This window comes from Mycobacterium sp. ENV421, from assembly GCF_002887815.1.
Taxonomy (GTDB): Bacteria; Actinomycetota; Actinomycetes; order Mycobacteriales; family Mycobacteriaceae; genus Mycobacterium.
This window is the reverse complement of the sequence record NZ_PDHO01000010.1, coordinates 84,987-102,020: the sequence shown is the minus strand read 5'-3', so window position 1 is coordinate 102,020 and position 17,034 is coordinate 84,987. Positions and strand designations below refer to the sequence as shown.

General features: G+C 68.1%; 18 protein-coding genes and 1 pseudogene. 15 read left to right on the top strand and 4 right to left on the bottom strand.

The window, feature by feature from the left end:
- Positions 1-4: 4 nt before the first annotated feature.
- Positions 5-640, bottom strand: a complete 636-nt coding sequence (gene rhtB, locus CRM90_RS14675; RefSeq protein ID WP_102807676.1) for a homoserine/homoserine lactone efflux protein — start codon at positions 638-640, stop codon at positions 5-7.
- Between the two features lie 78 nt (positions 641-718).
- On the opposite strand from rhtB, the gene hisD reads away from it, so the two are divergent.
- Genes hisD through hisI form a run of 8 tightly spaced genes read left to right on the top strand, consistent with a single transcriptional unit; the run spans position 719 to position 7,035 of the window.
- Complete coding sequence (gene hisD / locus CRM90_RS14670) at positions 719-2,047, top strand: histidinol dehydrogenase (protein ID WP_233209326.1); 1,329 nt, start codon at positions 719-721, stop codon at positions 2,045-2,047.
- 5 nt (positions 2,048-2,052) lie between these two features.
- Positions 2,053-3,156: a histidinol-phosphate transaminase gene (locus CRM90_RS14665; protein WP_102807760.1), complete on the top strand. Its 1,104-nt coding sequence runs from the start codon at positions 2,053-2,055 to the stop codon at positions 3,154-3,156.
- Positions 3,153-3,761 (top strand): imidazoleglycerol-phosphate dehydratase HisB, encoded by a 609-nt coding sequence (gene hisB / locus CRM90_RS14660; protein WP_102807675.1) that lies wholly within the window; start codon positions 3,153-3,155, stop codon positions 3,759-3,761. The genes CRM90_RS14665 and hisB overlap by 4 nt, the downstream gene beginning before the upstream one ends.
- A complete protein-coding gene (gene hisH, locus CRM90_RS14655) occupies positions 3,758-4,378 on the top strand; it encodes an imidazole glycerol phosphate synthase subunit HisH (RefSeq protein ID WP_102807674.1) in 621 nt (206 codons plus the stop codon). The genes hisB and hisH overlap by 4 nt, the downstream gene beginning before the upstream one ends.
- A 2-nt stretch (positions 4,379-4,380) precedes the next feature.
- Positions 4,381-5,115, top strand: coding sequence for a bifunctional 1-(5-phosphoribosyl)-5-((5-phosphoribosylamino)methylideneamino)imidazole-4-carboxamide isomerase/phosphoribosylanthranilate isomerase PriA (priA, locus tag CRM90_RS14650; RefSeq protein ID WP_102807673.1), 735 nt, complete (start codon positions 4,381-4,383; stop codon positions 5,113-5,115).
- Positions 5,115-5,918 (top strand): inositol monophosphatase family protein, encoded by an 804-nt coding sequence (locus tag CRM90_RS14645; RefSeq protein WP_102807672.1) that lies wholly within the window; start codon positions 5,115-5,117, stop codon positions 5,916-5,918. The genes priA and CRM90_RS14645 overlap by 1 nt, the downstream gene beginning before the upstream one ends.
- On the top strand, positions 5,918-6,691 hold the full coding sequence (gene hisF / locus CRM90_RS14640; protein ID WP_102807671.1) for an imidazole glycerol phosphate synthase subunit HisF: 774 nt from the start codon (positions 5,918-5,920) through the stop codon (positions 6,689-6,691). The genes CRM90_RS14645 and hisF overlap by 1 nt, the downstream gene beginning before the upstream one ends.
- Complete coding sequence (gene hisI, locus CRM90_RS14635) at positions 6,688-7,035, top strand: phosphoribosyl-AMP cyclohydrolase (RefSeq protein ID WP_102807670.1); 348 nt, start codon at positions 6,688-6,690, stop codon at positions 7,033-7,035. Before hisF ends, hisI begins: the two co-directional genes overlap by 4 nt.
- On the opposite strand, the gene CRM90_RS14630 is transcribed toward hisI, so the two are convergent.
- Positions 7,032-7,829, bottom strand: coding sequence for an ABC transporter ATP-binding protein (locus CRM90_RS14630; RefSeq protein ID WP_102807669.1), 798 nt, complete (start codon positions 7,827-7,829; stop codon positions 7,032-7,034). The genes hisI and CRM90_RS14630 overlap by 4 nt on opposite strands.
- On the bottom strand, positions 7,826-8,503 hold the full coding sequence (locus CRM90_RS14625; RefSeq protein ID WP_199189902.1) for a FadR/GntR family transcriptional regulator: 678 nt from the start codon (positions 8,501-8,503) through the stop codon (positions 7,826-7,828). The genes CRM90_RS14630 and CRM90_RS14625 overlap by 4 nt, the downstream gene beginning before the upstream one ends.
- A 201-nt stretch (positions 8,504-8,704) precedes the next feature.
- On the opposite strand from CRM90_RS14625, the pseudogene CRM90_RS14620 reads away from it, so the two are divergent.
- Positions 8,705-10,033 (top strand): annotated as a pseudogene (locus CRM90_RS14620) (2-isopropylmalate synthase); the annotation flags it as partial.
- A gap of 13 nt (positions 10,034-10,046) precedes the next feature.
- Here the strand turns inward: CRM90_RS14620 and CRM90_RS14615 are convergent.
- A complete protein-coding gene (locus tag CRM90_RS14615) occupies positions 10,047-10,502 on the bottom strand; it encodes a peroxiredoxin (protein ID WP_102807666.1) in 456 nt (151 codons plus the stop codon).
- Positions 10,503-10,555: 53 nt separating this feature from the next.
- Here CRM90_RS14615 and CRM90_RS14610 point away from each other — a divergent pair, with 53 nt between their 5' ends.
- The 6 genes from CRM90_RS14610 to lgt all read left to right on the top strand — a co-directional run bounded on the left by CRM90_RS14610 (position 10,556) and on the right by lgt (position 16,981).
- Entirely contained in the window at positions 10,556-12,076 is a 1,521-nt protein-coding gene (locus tag CRM90_RS14610) for an anthranilate synthase component I (RefSeq protein WP_102807759.1), read from the top strand.
- Entirely contained in the window at positions 12,073-12,672 is a 600-nt protein-coding gene (locus tag CRM90_RS14605; RefSeq protein ID WP_102807665.1) for a TIGR02234 family membrane protein, read from the top strand. The genes CRM90_RS14610 and CRM90_RS14605 overlap by 4 nt, the downstream gene beginning before the upstream one ends.
- Positions 12,673-12,753: 81 nt before the next feature.
- The gene (gene trpC, locus CRM90_RS14600) at positions 12,754-13,572 is read left to right on the top strand and encodes an indole-3-glycerol phosphate synthase TrpC (RefSeq protein ID WP_102807664.1); all 819 of its coding nucleotides are present in this window, start codon (positions 12,754-12,756) and stop codon (positions 13,570-13,572) included.
- Positions 13,573-13,608: 36 nt separating this feature from the next.
- Complete coding sequence (trpB, locus tag CRM90_RS14595) at positions 13,609-14,847, top strand: tryptophan synthase subunit beta (protein ID WP_370506707.1); 1,239 nt, start codon at positions 13,609-13,611, stop codon at positions 14,845-14,847.
- The gene (gene trpA / locus CRM90_RS14590; RefSeq protein WP_102807662.1) at positions 14,844-15,656 is read left to right on the top strand and encodes a tryptophan synthase subunit alpha; all 813 of its coding nucleotides are present in this window, start codon (positions 14,844-14,846) and stop codon (positions 15,654-15,656) included. The genes trpB and trpA overlap by 4 nt, the downstream gene beginning before the upstream one ends.
- Entirely contained in the window at positions 15,653-16,981 is a 1,329-nt protein-coding gene (gene lgt, locus CRM90_RS14585) for a prolipoprotein diacylglyceryl transferase (protein WP_102807661.1), read from the top strand. The genes trpA and lgt overlap by 4 nt, the downstream gene beginning before the upstream one ends.
- The last annotated feature ends 53 nt before the right edge of the window (positions 16,982-17,034 follow it).

Below are 17,034 nucleotides of genomic sequence, written 5' to 3'. Positions count from 1 at the left end.
CACGTTAGGCGGCCGCGCCCCGGCGCACCAGGGACAGCACCACGGCCGCCGCGGCGAACAGGCCGGAGAACGTCCGGTTCATGGCCCTCTGCTGGCGTGGTGTGCGCAGCCACCGCAACAAGCGGGATGCCAGCCCGGTGTAGGCGCCCATCACCACCAGATCGACGACCACCATCGTCGCCCCGATGGCGAGGTACTGCGGCAGCAGCGGTGCGGTCGGCACGACGAACTGGGGCAGCACTGCCAGCAGGAACACCAGCCCCTTGGGATTGGTCACGTTGACCAGGCAGCCACGCACCAGCAGGGTCCACCGCCCGCCACCGGCTGAGGTGTCAAGCTGTTCGCGCAGGTCGAAGGGCTTACTGCGCCATTGGCGGACCGCGAGATAGACCAGGTAGACCACGCCGATCCATTTGATCACCGTGAACGCGACGATCGACTGCGCGACGGCCGCGCCGAGGCCGACCGCCACCGCCACCAGTTGCAGCATCAGGCCGATCTGCAGCCCCGTGATGCTCCAGTAGCCGCGACGCAGACCGTGCGCCAGACCGGTCGCCATGGACTGGATCGCACCGGCCCCGGGGGACACACTGATGGCGATCGCGGCGCCGATGAAGGCCAGCCACAGCTCGAATTGCATACCCGCAGTATCCGGGCCGCCGGCGGCCGCGCTCAATCGATTTTTATTCGGGTGCACCGATCGGGGACAATTGATCCGATGACCAGCTTCGCGATGAACCGGATCGACCTGCGCGGCCGGGCGCTGACCGCCGCCTCGCTGCGCGCGGCGCTTCCGCGTGGCGGCGTGGATGTCGACGCCGTGGTCCCGAAGGTCCGGCCGATCGTTGACGACGTCGCCGAGCGCGGTGCCGTCGCGGCACTGGAGTACGGCGAGAAATTCGACGGGGTACGCCCCGCGACCGTGCGGGTTCCCGTCGCCGCGCTGGGTGAGGCGCTGGCCGCACTGCCTGCCGAGGTACGCGCCGCGCTCGAGGTGGCGATCGATCGCACCCGCGCCGTGCATGCCGATCAACGGCGCACCGACACCACCACGCTGTTCGACTCCGGCGCGTCGGTCACCGAGCGGTGGGTGCCGGTGGAGCGGGTCGGTCTATACGTGCCCGGCGGCAATGCCGTCTACCCCTCCAGTGTGGTGATGAACGTCGTGCCCGCGCAGACCGCCGGCGTCGACTCGTTGGTGATCGCCAGCCCGCCGCAGGCCGGCCACGGTGGTCTGCCGCACCCGACGATCCTGGCGGCGGCCGCGCTGCTCGGTGTCGAAGAGGTGTGGGCGGTCGGCGGCGCACAGGCGGTGGCGCTGATGGCCTACGGCGGCACCGACATCGACGGCGCCGAGCTGGCACCGGTCGACATGGTCACCGGACCGGGAAACATCTATGTGACCGCCGCCAAGCGAATCTGCCGCTCGCAGATCGGTATCGACGCCGAGGCCGGGCCCACCGAGATCGCGATCCTCGCCGACCACACCGCCGACCCGGTGCATGTCGCTGCCGATCTGATCAGCCAGGCCGAGCATGACGTGATGGCCGCCAGCGTGCTGGTGACCGACAGTACCGAGCTGGCGCAGGCCACCGAAGCCGAGTTGGCCGTGCAGCTCGAGACCACCAAGCACCGGGAGCGGGTCACCGAGGCGCTGCGCGGGCGCCAGTCGGGCATTGTGCTGGTCGACGACGTCGACACCGGAATTCGGGTCGTCAACGCTTATGCCGCAGAGCATTTGGAGATCCAGACTGTGAACGCCAACGAGGTGGCCAGCCGTATCCGCGCGGCCGGTGCGATCTTCGTGGGGCCGTGGTCGCCGGTCAGCCTCGGTGACTATTGCGCCGGGTCCAATCACGTACTGCCCACCGCGGGCTGCGCCAGGCACTCCAGCGGCTTGTCGGTGCAAACCTTCCTGCGCGGCATCCACGTCGTCGACTACACCGAGGCGGCGCTCAAAGACGTGTCCGGGCATGTGATCACACTGGCCAAGGCCGAGGATCTGCCGGCCCACGGTGAGGCGGTCCGCCGGAGGTTCGAGCGGTGAGCCCCATTCCCGGTGCCGGCGTGACGCTGGCCGATCTGCCGCTGCGCGACGATCTGCGCGGGAAATCTCCCTACGGTGCACCGCAACTTGACGTCCCGGTGCGGCTCAACACCAACGAGAACCCGCACCCGCCGAGTCCGGCGCTGGTCGAGGACGTCACGCGTTCGGTGCAGGCGGCCGCAGCCGAACTGCACCGCTATCCCGATCGCGACGCCGTCGCCCTGCGCGCAGACCTGGCCGCCTACCTCCGCGACCAGACCGGCGTCGAGGTCGCGGAGGAAAACGTCTGGGCGGCAAACGGATCCAACGAGATCCTGCAGCAACTCCTGCAGGCGTTCGGTGGACCGGGCCGCAGCGCGATCGGTTTCGTGCCGTCGTATTCGATGCACCCGATCATCTCGAACGGGACGCAGACCGAGTGGGTGGAGTCGGTGCGCGCGGCCGATTTCAGCCTCGACGTCGACACGGCAGCGACCGTCATCGCCGCCCGCGACCCCGACGTCGTGTTCGTCGCGAGCCCCAACAACCCGTCCGGCCAGAGCGTTCCGCTCGACGACCTGCGACGGCTGCTGGACGCCATGCACCACGGCATCCTGATCGTCGACGAGGCCTACGGTGAGTTTTCCAGCCAGCCCAGCGCGATCGCGCTGATCGAGGAGTACCCGTCCCGGTTGATCGTCAGCCGCACCATGAGCAAGGCGTTCGCGTTCGCCGGCGGCCGGCTGGGGTACCTGATCGCCGCCCCGGCGATCATCGACGCGGTGTTGCTGGTCCGGCTGCCCTATCACCTCTCGGTGGTCACCCAGGCCGCCGCCCGTGCCGCGCTTCGGCATGCCGACGACACCCTGGGCAGCGTCGCGACGCTGATCGCCGAACGGGAGCGGGTCAGTGCCGCGCTGACCGACTATGGTTTCCGGGTCATTCCCAGCGACGCCAACTTCGTCCTGTTCGGCGAATTCGCCGACGCCGGCGCGGCCTGGCAGCGCTACCTCGACGAAGGCGTCCTGATCCGCGATGTCGGCATCCCCGGGTATCTGCGCACCACCATCGGATTGGCCGACGAGAACGACGCCTTCCTCGCCGCCAGCGCCAAAATAGGAGCACTATGACCCGCATCGCCAAGGTCGAACGCAAGACCCGCGAATCCGACATCGTCGTCGAGCTGAACCTCGACGGCACCGGACAGGTCAGCGTGCACACCGGGGTGCCGTTCTTCGACCACATGCTGACCGCGCTGGGCACTCACGCGAGTTTCGACCTGTCGATCTCCGCCAAGGGCGATGTCGACATCGAGGGCCACCACACCATCGAGGACACCGCGATCGTGCTCGGCACCGCGCTCGGGCAAGCGCTCGGCGACAAGAAGGGCATCCGCCGCTTCGGCGACGCCTTCATCCCGATGGACGAGACGCTGGCCCATGCCGCCGTCGACGTCTCCGGTCGCCCGTACTTCGTGCACACCGGTGAACCCGACTACATGGTCGACTTCACCATCGCCGGCTCCAGCGTGCCCTACCACACGGTCGTCAACCGGCACGTGTTCGAGTCGCTGGCATTCAACGCCCGCATCTCGCTGCACGTGCGCACGCTGTACGGCCGCGACCCGCACCACATCACCGAGGCGGAATACAAGGCGGTGGCACGCGCGCTGCGACAGGCCGTCGAGCCCGATCCCCGGGTCTCCGGCGTGCCGTCCACCAAAGGCTCACTGTGACAGCTAGATCCGTTGTCGTCCTGGACTACGGCTCGGGTAACCTACGCTCGGCGCAGCGGGCGCTGGAGCGCACCGGGGCCGACGTCGAGGTGACCGCCGACGCGCACCGTGCACTGAATGCCGACGGCCTGGTGGTGCCCGGCGTCGGCGCGTTCGAGGCGTGCATGGTCGGCCTGCGCGGCATCGGGGGCGACCGGATAATCGCCGAGCGGGTGGCCGCGGGCCGCCCGGTGCTCGGTGTGTGCGTGGGCATGCAGATCCTGTTCGCCCACGGCGTGGAGTTCGGGGTCGAGTCGCAGGGCTGCGGGCAGTGGCCGGGCTCGGTCACCCGGCTCGACGCGCCGGTGATCCCGCACATGGGGTGGAACGTCGTCGACGCCGCGCCGGACAGTGTGCTGTTCAAGGGATTCGACCCCGACACCCGGTTCTACTTCGTGCATTCCTATGCGGCGCAGAAGTGGGAGGGCGCACCCGAGGCGAAGCTGACCTGGGCCAGCCATCATGTACGGTTCCTGGCCGCGGTCGAGGACGGTCCGCTGTCGGCGACACAATTTCATCCGGAGAAAAGCGGCGACGCCGGTGCGGCGTTGCTCACCAATTGGGTTGAGGGGCTGTAAGAGTGCCACTGATTTTGTTGCCTGCCGTCGACGTGGTCGAGGGCAAGGCGGTCCGTCTGGTGCAGGGTAAGGCCGGCAGCGAGACCGAGTACGGTTCGGCGCTGGACGCCGCACTGACCTGGCAGCGCGACGGCGCCGAATGGATCCACCTGGTGGACCTCGACGCCGCATTCGGTCGCGGCTCCAACCGTGAACTGCTGGCCGAGGTCGTCGGGCAGCTCGACGTGAACGTCGAACTGTCCGGCGGGATCCGCGACGACGAGTCGCTCAAGGCTGCGTTGGCCACCGGCTGCACCCGGGTCAACATCGGCACCGCGGCGCTGGAGAACCCACTGTGGTGCGCGGCTGCGATCGCCGAATACGGCGACCGGGTCGCCGTCGGCCTGGACGTGCAGATCGTCGAGGGGGAGCACCGGCTGCGCGGCCGCGGCTGGGAGACCGACGGCGGGGATCTGTGGCATGTGCTGGAACGCCTTGACAGCGAAGGCTGCTCGCGGTTCGTGGTCACCGATGTCACCAAGGACGGCACGCTCACCGGACCCAACCTCGACCTGCTCGAAGGCGTGGCCGAGTGCACCGACGCGCCGGTTATCGCGTCGGGAGGCGTGTCCAGCCTGGACGATCTGCGCGCGATCGCGACGCTGGTCGACAGCGGGGTGGAAGGCGCGATCGTCGGAAAGGCGCTCTACGCCGGCCGATTCACACTGCCGGACGCGCTTGCCGCGGTGGGCCGGTAGTGGACCTCGACACCCTGGTGGCCCAGGCGGCGGTGATTCTGGACGAGGCGTCCACACCGTTCATCGCCGGGCATCGGGCCGACTCGGCCGTGCAGAAGAAGGGCAACGACTTCGCCACCGAGGTGGACCTGGCCATCGAACGCCAGGTGGTCCAGGCCTTGGAGGCGACCACGGGCATCGGCGTGCACGGCGAGGAATTCGGCGGCGCCCCGATCGACTCCCCGCTGGTCTGGGTGCTCGACCCGATCGACGGGACTTTCAACTACGCCGCCGGATCCCCGATGGCCGCGATCCTGCTGGGTCTGCTGCGGGACGGCGAGCCCGTGGCCGGGCTGACCTGGCTGCCGTTCACCGACCAGCGCTACAGCACGGTGTTGGGGGGCCCGGTGTACTACAACGGGAAAGCGCAGCCGCCGATCGGACACGGCGAGATCGGCCAGTGCGTGATCGGCATCGGAACGTTCAACGTCGACTGGCGGGGGCGCTTTCCCGGTCGCTACCGCCTGGCTGTGCTGGAGAATCTGAGCCGCGTCTGTTCGAAGCTGCGCATGCACGGCGCCACCGGCGTCGACTTCGCATATGTATCGTCCGGAATCATGGGTGCGGCAATCAGTTTCGGTGATCACATCTGGGATCACGCTGCCGGAGTCGCGCTGGTGCGGTCGGCGGGCGGAGTCGTCACCGACCTGTCCGGCGAGCACTGGACGCCGTCGTCGCGCGCTGCGCTGGCCGCAGCCCCCGGCGTGCACGAGCGCGTCATGGAGATCCTCGACCGGGTCGGTCCGCCGGAGAATTACCTCTGATGGACGTCGCGGTGCGTGTGATTCCCTGCCTGGACGTCGATGCCGGCCGGGTGGTCAAGGGTGTGAACTTCGAAAACCTCCGGGATGCAGGCGATCCCGTCGAGCTGGCCGCAGTCTATGACGCCGAGGGTGCCGACGAGCTGACCTTCTTGGACGTCACGGCGTCCTCGTCGGGCCGCGCGACGATGCTCGATGTGGTGCGCCGCACCGCCGAGCAGGTGTTCATTCCGCTCACCGTCGGCGGTGGTGTGCGATCGGTCGAGGATGTCGACGTGCTGCTGCGGGCCGGGGCCGACAAGGTCTCGGTGAACACCGCCGCGATCGCCCGCCCTGAACTGCTGGCCGAGTTGTCCCGGCAGTTCGGCTCGCAGTGCATCGTGCTGTCGGTGGATGCCCGCACGGTGCCGGCCGGGTCGGCGCCCACCCCGTCGGGCTGGGAGGTCACCACGCACGGTGGCCGGCAGGGGACCGGTATCGACGCGGTCGAATGGGCGCGGCGCGGAGCCGAATTGGGTGTCGGCGAGATCCTGCTGAACTCGATGGACGCCGACGGCACGAAAGCCGGATTCGATCTGGCGATGCTGCGTGCGGTCCGCAAGGCGGTCACGGTCCCGGTGATCGCCAGCGGCGGTGCCGGAGCGGTCGGCGACTTCGCGCCCGCGGTGGAGGCTGGTGCTGATGCGGTGTTGGCGGCCAGCGTCTTCCATTTCGGCGAGCTGACGATCGGTGAGGTGAAGGCAGCGATGGCAGGCGAGGGGATAGTGGTGAGATGAGCCTCGACCCGGATATCGCCAAGCGGCTCAAGCGCGACGCCAATGGGCTGTTCGCCGCGATCGCACAGGAGCGGGGCAGCGGCGATGTGCTGATGGTCGCCTGGATGGACGACGAGGCGCTGGCCCGCACGCTGGAAACCCGCGAAGCGACCTATTTTTCGCGATCGCGCGGCGAGTACTGGGTGAAGGGTGCGACCTCCGGGCACACCCAGCACGTTCACTCGGTGCGGCTGGACTGCGACGGCGACGCCGTGCTGCTCGAGGTCGACCAGGTCGGCGGAGCCTGCCACACCGGTGATCACAGCTGCTTCGACGCCGACCAGATCCTGGCGCCGGACACCTAGACGTCGATCGCCGTGGCCTTGGCGCGTGCGGTCCAGCGGCCCTCCTGGTAGCCGACCGCGATCGGGTGCGAGAAGGCGGCGGTGACATTGTCGGTCGAGATCGTCTCGCGCGCAGGCCCGCTCGCCACCGTGCGGCCCTCGGCGATCAGCAGCGCATGGGTGGTGGTGGTCGGCAGCTCTTCGAGGTGATGGGTCACCAGGATCGACGCGACCTCGGGATGCGTCCGGTCCAAGTTGTCGATCGTCTCCAGCAGCTGCTCGCGGGCGGCGACGTCCAGCCCGGTCGTCGGCTCGTCGAGCAGCAGCAGCTCGGGCTCCGAAACCAGCGCTCGCGCAATGAGAGCGCGGCCCCGTTCGCCTTGTGACAGCGTGGGCCAGACATTGCCGGCCTTACCGGTCATGCCCACCGCGGCGATCATCGCGTCGGCGTGCTCGGCCTGTTCCGGGCTCGGTGCCCAGCGCATCGGCAGGTCGATGGTGGCGGTGATACCGGTCAGCACGACCTCCCGGACCGTCAGCGAATACTGAAGCCGGTGACGGGGATTCACGTGCCCGATCGAACGGCGCAGCGTCGCCAAATCGGTGCGCCCCATCTGACTGCCGAGGATGGTCACGCGACCGGTCGTGGGGAACGTCACCGCGGCGCAGAAACCGAGCAAGGTGCTCTTGCCTGCACCGTTGGGCCCCAACAGCGCCCAGTGTTCGCCAGGCTGAACTGTCAGCGAGATCCCGTCGATGATCTGCTTGTTGTCGCGGCGGAATGTCACCTCGTCGAGTTCGAGAACGGGTGTCACGCGTAAGACTCCTTCAACGCACTCAAATGCGACCTGCTGGCTGTGGCGGCCGCGATGGGATCGCGGGCGGCGATCGCGTCGGCGAGCTCCCGGTGCGCGACGTGGTCGGCCTGGCCGGGCACCGGCCTGATCTTGAGCATGTCGATCATCGCCAGGCGTAACCGAGGCAGGAACGCGTCGAACAACTGCGTCAGCACGTCGTTGTGTGCGGCCGCCACGACCGCCCGGTGAAATGCGGCGTCGGCGTCGACGTGGTCGGGGATGGACTGGCCTTCGACACCACGGGCGGCCAGCGTGCGTCGGATCGCTCGCAGATCGGCGGGGGTGCGCCGGGTGGCGGCCAACGCGGCGGCCTCGGCTTCGATCGCGATGCGTGCCTCGATCACTGCGGCGATCGTGGTACGCCGCAGGATGGTGTCCCAGTCCTCGATCGCCTCGAGGGCGATCACGAAAACGCCTGCACCCTGGCGACTGTCGAGAACCCCTTTGCCGGCGAGTTCGCGGATCGCCTCGCGCAGCGTCGAGCGGCCGACGCCGAGCTGGGCGGCGAGTGTGGTCTCGCCGGGCAATCGGTGACCCAGAGGCCACTCGCCGTTGCGGATCCGTGAAAGCAGTAGCTGGGCCGTCTGGGCTGCAAGGGGGTGGCGCTGCACTTGGACGACAGGTGAATCCACAACCAAACCTCTCTACTTGTCTGAGGAGTAGTGTACAGTCTGGGCACCATGACATGTGCACTCGTGCTTAGTCGCCGCGGCGGGGCCTGAACGACCGGTTCCCCGCCGTGGGGCGTTGTCGTGCCGGTCGGAACTCCAGTAGCACCCCGACCAGGAAGCGACCACGAAATGTTTGCATGGAATCGTCAACAACCCTCACCGATGCCGTCGTACCGCTATGCCAGCGTCTACGACCGTGTGGAAGTGCCACTCGCAGAACGTCATTGGCCGAACGCCCAGATTTCCCACGCACCCCTGTGGGTGCCCGTCGACCTGCGTGACGGCAACCAGGCGCTGCCCGACCCGATGGATCCCGCCCGCAAGCGACGGTTCTTCGAACTTCTGGTAGCGATGGGGTACAAGGAGATTGAGGTCGGTTACCCGTCTGCGTCGCAGGCCGACTACAACTTCGTCCGGCTACTGGCCGAATCCGATATCGTGCCCGCGGACGTGACGATCGTCGTCTTCACGCCGGCCCGGCGCGACCTGATCGAGCGGACCGTCGACTCGGTGCGGGGGATCCCGGGTGACGTCGTCGTTCACATGTACACCGCGACGGCGCCGACGTGGCGGGATGTGGTGCTGGGGAGAGACGGCGCCGAGCTGCGCGGGCTGGTCCTGGCCGGGGGTCGCGACGTGCTCGAATTCACCGGCGACGCAGGCAATATCAGGTTCGAGTTCTCGCCGGAGGTCTTCAATCTGACCGAGCCCGACTACGTGCTGGGCGTGTGCGACGACATGACAAGACTGTGGGACGCCACCCCGGAGCGGCCGGTGATCCTGAACCTGCCCGCCACCGTCGAGGTGGCCACGCCCAACGTGTATGCCGACCAGATCGAGTACATGCACCGCAATCTGGCGCGACGCGACAGTGTGATCCTGTCGGTTCATCCACACAACGACAGGGGCACCGGTGTGGCGTGTGCGGAGTTGGCCATCCTGGCCGGGGCGCAACGCGTGGAGGGTTGTGTGTTCGGAAACGGCGAGCGCACCGGCAATGTCGACATCGCGACGCTGGCGTTGAACATGCACGCCCAAGGCATCGACCCGATGATCGACTTCTCGGATATCGACGAGATCGCCCGCACGGTCGAATACTGCACGCGGATGCCGATCCACGAACGTCATCCCTACGTCGGGGCTCTGGTGCACACCGCGTTCTCGGGAACTCATCAGGACGCGATCAAGAAGGGGCTCGCCGAACACCGGGAACGCGCACTGCGAACGGGGCGCTCAGAGCGTGAAATCGATTGGCGGGTACCGTATCTGCCCATTGATCCAGCCGATATCGGACGCGCATATGACGCCGTGATCCGGGTCAACTCGCAGTCGGGAAAGGGCGGCTTCGCCTACGTGCTGCTCACCGAATACGGACTGGACCTGCCGCGCGAGATGCAGATCGACTTCGCCCGGCGCGCGCAGGCGCTCGCCGACGAACGGGGAGTCGAGATCAAGCCCGGCGAGTTGTACGACCTGTTCGTGGCCACCTACGGCAAGGGTGCGCTCAACGCGTCTTGAGCACCTCCAGCGCCTTGTCCGCATGGGCATCCATGTTGACCTCGCTGGAGATGACCTCGAGCACCGTGCGATCGGTGTCGATGACGAACGTCGTGCGCTTCACCGGGATCAGCTTGCCCAGCAGTCCGCGCTTCACGCCGAACGCGGTGGCGATCGCGCCGTCGGCGTCGGACAGCAACGGGTAGTCGAAATTCTGGGAGTCGGCGAACCGGGCCTGCTTGTCCACCGGGTCGGTGCTGATGCCCACCCGGCTGGCTCCGAGTGCGGCGAACTCCGAGCCGAGGTCGCGGAAATGACACGCTTCCTTGGTGCACCCCGGCGTCATCGCGGCGGGGTAGAAGAACAGCACAATCGGCCCGTCGGCCAGCAATTCGGTCAGTGAGCGCACGGTGCCGGTCTGGTCCGGCAGTTCGAAGTCCGCAACCCGGTCTCCACGTTTCATGGGTGCAGGCTACGCCGGTCAATGCGGCCCGACGGGTCTGGGAGGATGTACCCGTGCAATCCAACCTCGCCGCCATCACCACACGTGAGGAGTTCCGTGCGCTGGCCGCCGAACACCGCGTGGTGCCGGTGATCCGCAAGGTGCTCGCCGACAGCGAGACACCGCTGTCGGCGTACCGGAAACTGGCGGCCAACCGGCCCGGAACATTCCTGCTCGAGTCCGCTGAGAACGGCCGGTCGTGGTCACGCTGGTCGTTCATCGGGGCGGGTGCGCCCTCGGCGCTGACCGTGCGTGACAGCGAGGCCGTGTGGCTGGGCGCCACCCCGCAGGACGCCCCGACCGGTGGCGATCCGCTACAGGCCCTGCACGAGACGATGGCGTTGCTGTCCACGGAATCGCTGGCCGGTGTGCCACCGCTGTCGGGCGGGATGGTCGGGTTCTTCGCCTACGACTTCGTCCGCCGACTCGAGCGGCTGCCCGAGATTGTCACCGACGACCTCGGCCTGCCCGACATGCTCCTGCTGCTGGCCACCGATCTGGCCGCCGTCGACCATCACGAAGGCACGATCACTTTGATCGCCAACGCGGTGAACTGGAACGGCACCGACGAGCGGGTGGACGAGGCCTACGACGACGCCGTCGCGCGCCTCGACGTGATGACCCGGGCGCTCGGGCAGCCCTTGTCGTCGACCGTGGCGACCTACTCCCGCCCCCAGTCCCGGCACCGCTCCCAGCGCACGATGGAGGAGTACAGCGAGATCGTCGAGCGCCTGGTCAAGGAGATCGAGGCCGGCGAGGCTTTCCAGGTGGTGCCCTCGCAGCGCTTCGAGATCGACACCACCGTCGACCCGCTCGACGTGTACCGGATGCTGCGCGTCACCAATCCCAGCCCGTACATGTATCTCATGCACGTGCCGGATGACGCTGGGGGAACGGCGTTTTCGATCGTCGGCTCCAGCCCGGAGTCGTTGGTGACGGTGAAGGACGGCTGGGCCACAACGCATCCGATCGCCGGGACCCGGTGGCGCGGCCAGACCGAGGAGGAAGACCAGCTGCTCGAGAAGGAGTTGCTGGCCGACGAGAAGGAACGCTCCGAGCATCTGATGCTGGTCGACCTCGGACGCAACGACCTCGGCCGGGTGTGTGTCCCGGGCACCGTGCGCGTCGAGGACTACAGCCACATCGAGCGCTACAGCCACGTCATGCACATCGTGTCGACGGTCACCGGGCTGCTCGCCGACGGCCGCACGGCCCTGGACGCGGTGACGGCCTGCTTCCCGGCCGGCACGCTGACCGGTGCGCCGAAGGTGCGGGCCATGGAGCTCATCGAAGGGGTGGAGAAGACCCGCCGCGGCCTCTACGGCGGTGTCGTCGGCTATCTGGACTTCGCCGGGAACGCCGACTTCGCCATCGCCATACGCACGGCGCTGATGAGCAAGGGCACCGCCTATGTGCAGGCCGGCGGCGGCGTGGTGGCCGACTCCAACGGTCCCTACGAATACAACGAGTCCGCCAACAAGGCCAAGGCGGTACTGAACGCGATCGCCGCCGCCGAGACGCTGGGCGCCCCGTGATCCGGATCGGACAGTTGCTGCTGGTCGTCGCGGCAGTGCTGTTGTGGGTGGCCTCCCGGCTCACCTGGGTGTCGGTGACGTCGTTCGACGGTCTCGGCCAGCCCAAAACGGTGACGCTGACGGGCGCCGGCTGGTCCAACGCCCTGCTGCCGTTGGCCGTGCTGCTGCTGGCCGCCGCGGTGGCCGGTCTGGCGGTCCGGGGATGGGGTCTGCGCGCGGTCGCGATGCTGCTGGCGGTGGTGACGCTGCTGCTGGGTTACCTCGGTGTCAGCTTGATCCGAACCCCGGACGTCGGTCCGCGCGCCGCCGAACTCGCCCAGATCCCGGTGCACACGCTGGTCGCCAGCGGCCGGCAGTACCTTGGCGCCGGGCTGACCATCGGCGCGGCGGCATGTGCGCTGGTCGCCGCGGTGCTGTTGATGCGCTCGGCAGCGTCCGGACGCCAGGCCACCGCCAAATACGCGGCACCGGCTGTTCGCCGCAGCGCCGCGCGTAGCGAGGACACGGATACGGACGTTTCGGAGCGGGGCATGTGGGATGCGCTCGACGAAGGTGTCGATCCCACCGATCGTGATACCGACACCGAGGGTCGGTGACGGATGCGCGGCTCGATACGACTACCCTTCACTGGACGACGCAAGCGAGATCGCCAGGGCGTGAGAAGGGATCCGGCAGCCATGAGTTCGGCAAGCGTGCTCGACTCGATCATCGAGGGAGTGCGCGCCGACGTTGCCGCCCGCGAGGCGATCATCAGTCTGGCCGAGGTCAAGGCCGCTGCGGAGGCCGCACCGGCGCCGCTGAACGTACTGGCCGCGCTGCGCGCGCCCGGCATCGCCGTCATCGCCGAAGTGAAGCGCGCCAGCCCTTCCCGCGGCCAGCTGGCCAACATCGCCGACCCCGCCGAGCTGGCTCGGGCCTATGAGAGCGGCGGCGCGCGGGTGATCAGCGTGCTCACCGAGGAACGCCGTTTCCACGGGTCGCTGGCCGACCTCGACGCGGTGCGTTCCGCCGTGCGAATCCCGGTGCTACGCAAAGACTTCATCGTCCGGCCGTATCAGATTCACGAGGCCAGGGCGCACGGCGCGGACATGCTGCTGCTGATCGTCGCCGCGCTCGAGCAGCCGGCCCTGGAGTCGCTGCTGGAGCGCACCGAGTCCCTCGGCATGACCGCGCTGGTCGAGGTGCACACCGAGGAAGAAGCCGACCGGGCGCTGCAGGCCGGAGCCAAGGTCATCGGCGTCAACGCCCGCGACCTCAAGACGTTGGAGGTGGACCGGGACTGCTTCGCGCGGATCGCACCGGGGCTGCCGTCCGACATCATCCGGGTCGCCGAATCCGGTGTCCGGGGCACCGGTGACCTGCTGGCGTACGCCGGCGCCGGAGCCGATGCGGTGTTGGTCGGTGAAGGTCTGGTCACCAGCGGGGACCCGCGCAGCGCCGTCGCAGACCTGGTGACCGCGGGAGCACATCCGTCCTGCCCGAAACCCGCTCGCTGAGTCGTGGCTGATATCTCCACTCCGAACGTGCCGCGCATGAGCGCGGCCGTGGCCGAGCAGACGTTGCACGAACCCGATGCCCGGGGGCACTTCGGTGCGTACGGCGGGCGGTATGTGGCCGAGGCGCTGATGGCCGTCATCGAAGAGGTGACGGCCGCCTACGAAAAGGCCCGCACGGACCAGGAATTCCTGGATCGCCTCGACAATCTGCAGACCCACTACGCCGGGCGTCCGTCGCCGCTGTACGAGGCGGTCCGGCTGAGCGAACACCTCGGTGGGGCGCGGATCTTCCTCAAGCGCGAGGACCTCAACCACACCGGCTCGCACAAGATCAACAACGTGCTCGGCCAGGCGTTGCTGGCCAAGCAGATGGGCAAGACCAGGGTGATCGCCGAGACCGGCGCCGGCCAGCACGGCGTGGCGACCGCGACCGCGTGTGCGCTGCTGGGTCTGGAGTGCGTGATCTACATGGGCGCCGTGGACACCGCCCGCCAGGCGCTCAACGTCGCGCGGATGCGGCTGCTGGGCGCCGAGGTGGTGTCGGTGGAGTCCGGCTCCAAGACGCTCAAGGACGCCATCAACGACGCCTTCCGCGACTGGGTCACCAACGCCGACAGCACCTACTACTGCTTCGGGACCGCCGCCGGGCCGCACCCGTTCCCGATGATGGTGCGCGACTTCCAGCGCATCATCGGTCTCGAGGCGCGAGCGCAGATGCTGGCGCAGGCCGGCCGGCTGCCCGACGCCGTGGCCGCCTGCGTGGGTGGCGGATCCAATGCGATCGGCATCTTCCACCCGTTCATCGACGACGTGGGTGTGCGGCTGATCGGTTACGAGGCGGCCGGTGACGGTGTCGAAACCGGAAGGCATGCAGCGACTTTCGCTGGTGGGACACCGGGGGCGTTCCAGGGGTCCTACTCGTATCTGCTGCAGAACGAGGACGGTCAGACCATCGAGTCGCATTCGATCTCGGCAGGTCTGGACTATCCGGGCGTCGGCCCGGAGCACGCGTTCCTCAAGGACATCGGGCGCACCGAATACCAACCGATCACCGACACCGAGGCCATGGACGCGTTCCGGCTGCTGTGCCGGCTGGAGGGCATCATCCCGGCCATCGAGTCGGCGCACGCGGTGGCCGGTGTGGTGAAGCTGGCGGCCGAGTTGGGCCCCGGTTCGATCATCTTGGTCAACCTGTCCGGCCGCGGCGACAAGGATGTGGAGACGGCGGCCAAGTGGTTCGGGCTGTTCGACCAGTCCGGCCCGGGAGCCTCATGACCGTCCAGCACGCCCAGGCCGGACGGCTGGGCTCGGTGTTCGCGGCGTGCCACGACGAGGGCCGTGCCGCCCTGATCGGGTATCTGCCGACCGGCTATCCGTCCGTCGACGTGTCCATCGACGCTCTGGTGGCTCTGGTCGAATCTGGTTGCGACATCGTCGAAGTCGGCGTTCCGTACTCCGATCCGGGGATGGACGGGCCGGTGATCGCGACGGCGACCGAGGCCGCACTGCAGGGCGGTGTCCGGGTTCGCGACACCCTGCGCGCGGTGGAGGCCATCAGCGCTGCCGGCGGTCACGCGGTCGTGATGACGTACTGGAATCTCATGCTGCACTACGGAATCGACGCGTGGTCGCGTGACCTGGCCGCCGCCGGGGGACTGGGCATGATCACGCCGGACCTGATTCCCGACGAGGCCGACGAGTGGCTCGCCGCCGCCGAGGCACATGATCTGGACCGGATCTTTCTGGTCGCACCGTCGTCGACGCCGGAACGGCTGGCCAAAACGGTGCAGGCCTCGCGGGGTTTCGTCTACGCGGCATCGACCATGGGTGTCACCGGCGCGCGGGACGCGGTGTCGAGCGCCGCGCCGGAGCTCGTGCGGCGGGTCAAAGAGGTTTCCGACATCCCGGTGGGGGTCGGTCTTGGTGTGCGCTCCCGTGAGCAGGCCGCCGAGATCGCGGCTTTCGCCGACGGGGTGATCGTGGGTTCGGCTCTGGTGTCGGCATTGACCGACGGGTTGGCGGCAGTGCGGACGCTGACCGAGGAGTTGGCCGTGGGTGTGCGACAGAAGGTGTCCGCTTCGTGACGACGACCGTCTTGGCTTATTTCCCGAGTCCGCCGCAGGGCGTGTGGCATCTGGGCCCGGTACCGATTCGGGCGTATGCGCTGTGCATCATCGCCGGCATCATCGCGGCGCTGATGATCGGTGATCGCCGTTGGGCGGCCCGTGGTGGCGAGCGGGGCGTCATCTATGACATTGCCCTGTGGGCGGTGCCTTTCGGCTTGGTCGGTGGGCGTCTCTATCACCTGATGACCGACTGGCGAACGTATTTCGCCGAAGGCGGCGCAGGTGTCGGTGCTGCGTTGCGGATCTGGGATGGCGGCCTCGGCATCTGGGGCGCGGTCGCCGTCGGCGGTGTCGGTGCGTGGATTGCGTGCCGGCGCCGAGGGATTCCGCTGCCCGCGTTCGGCGATGCGATCGCGCCCGGAATTGTGTTGGCGCAGGCGATCGGCCGGCTCGGAAACTACTTCAACCAGGAGCTGTACGGTCGCGAGACCACCGTGCCGTGGGGGATGGAGATCTTCTACCGGCGCGACTCGTCCGGGATGGTTGATGTGCATTCCCTGGACGGGGTGTCGACGGGGCAGGTCGCTGCGGTGGTTCAGCCGACGTTCCTGTACGAGCTGGTGTGGAACGTGCTGGTGTTCGCCTTCCTGATCTGGATCGACCGGCGGTTCAAGATCGGACACGGCCGGCTGTTCGCCGCCTATGTGGCGGCATACTGCATCGGCCGGTTCTGGGTGGAGTTGCTGCGCGATGACACCGCCACCCATATCGCGGGCATCCGGGTGAACTCGTTCACGTCGGTGTTCGTATTCATCGGCGCGATCGTGTACATCCTGCTGGCGCCCAAGGGCCGCGAAGACCCGGCCTCGCTCGGCGGTGAGCAGCCGACGGCGGAGCCCGAGGAGGAGTCGCCCGCCGAGCGGATGGCCGAGGACTTGGTGGCCGTAGCCACGGGCGGGGGTATTACCGCCGCCGCGACCGTGGCAGCCGAGCACGACTCCGAAGATGCCGCCGCCGTTGGCGATACGGAGGAGCCTGAACCGGAAGCTGAAGCCGAGCCCGAGCCCGAAGCTGAACCGGAGCCTGAGCCCGAGCCGGAAGCTGAGCCCGAGCCAGAGGCCGCAGCCGAGCCCGAGCCCGAGCCAGAGGCCGCAGCCGAGCCCGAACCTGAAGCCGAGCCCGAGCCGGAGGCCGCAGCTGAGCCCGAGCCAGAGGCCGCAGCCGAGCCCGAGCCCGAACCTGAGCCAGAGGCCGCAGCCGAGCCCACACCCACTTCGCAGCCTCGCGGATTCCGCACAGTCGTACGCCGCGTGCTCTGGGGAGTCGAAGTCCATCGCGACTGAAGCGCGACTCACGAAATCGACTGAACTTCGCTGAACTCATTTGTGTCGTAGCC

What these genes read in the sequence shown, in the direction of transcription:
- rhtB (WP_102807676.1), bottom strand. Translation starts at nt 640, where the DNA reads ATGCAATTCGAGCTGTGGCTGGCCTTCATCGGCGCCGCGATCGCCATC.
- CRM90_RS14615 (WP_102807666.1), bottom strand. Translation starts at nt 10,502, where the DNA reads ATGAAACGTGGAGACCGGGTTGCGGACTTCGAACTGCCGGACCAGACC.
- trpA (WP_102807662.1), top strand. Translation starts at nt 14,844, where the DNA reads ATGACCGTCCAGCACGCCCAGGCCGGACGGCTGGGCTCGGTGTTCGCG.
- hisI (WP_102807670.1), top strand. Translation starts at nt 6,688, where the DNA reads ATGAGCCTCGACCCGGATATCGCCAAGCGGCTCAAGCGCGACGCCAAT.
- hisF (WP_102807671.1), top strand. Translation starts at nt 5,918, where the DNA reads ATGGACGTCGCGGTGCGTGTGATTCCCTGCCTGGACGTCGATGCCGGC.
- trpB (WP_370506707.1), top strand. Translation starts at nt 13,609, where the DNA reads ATGAGCGCGGCCGTGGCCGAGCAGACGTTGCACGAACCCGATGCCCGG.
- hisD (WP_233209326.1), top strand. Translation starts at nt 719, where the DNA reads ATGACCAGCTTCGCGATGAACCGGATCGACCTGCGCGGCCGGGCGCTG.
- trpC (WP_102807664.1), top strand. Translation starts at nt 12,754, where the DNA reads ATGAGTTCGGCAAGCGTGCTCGACTCGATCATCGAGGGAGTGCGCGCC.
- hisB (WP_102807675.1), top strand. Translation starts at nt 3,153, where the DNA reads ATGACCCGCATCGCCAAGGTCGAACGCAAGACCCGCGAATCCGACATC.